At 55.3% G+C, this 255-nt stretch carries 1 protein-coding gene; it reads left to right on the top strand.

Annotated features, from left to right (window positions below):
* Positions 1–255: hypothetical protein (locus tag ACO0LF_RS31820; RefSeq protein WP_423021462.1), on the top strand; the 255-nt coding region annotated here is incomplete at both ends.

Genomic DNA, 255 nt, shown 5'->3' with positions numbered 1-255 from the left:
ACGGCGGCGTACTGGCGATTGTCAACGACAACGACACAGGCAACAACGGTGCTAACTCTGCTGACCTGACAGCTGGTACAGGCATTGAAAGCGCAGTCGTCATCGACGCACGTACACTGAGCGCAACGAGCCGCTTCAGCTACAAAGGCGAAGAAGGTGCAAGCCGCACAGCCGACCGTATCATCTTCACAGATGCAAACTTCAATGGCTCCCACGCGATTGACGGTGGTGCAGTTGACACAATCACGACCAACA

It is taken from the genome of Undibacterium sp. Di27W, assembly GCF_049340345.1.
Classification (GTDB): domain Bacteria; phylum Pseudomonadota; class Gammaproteobacteria; order Burkholderiales; family Burkholderiaceae_D; genus Undibacterium.
Note: the sequence above shows the minus strand (reverse complement) of the source record. Positions and strands in the feature narration are given on the sequence as shown.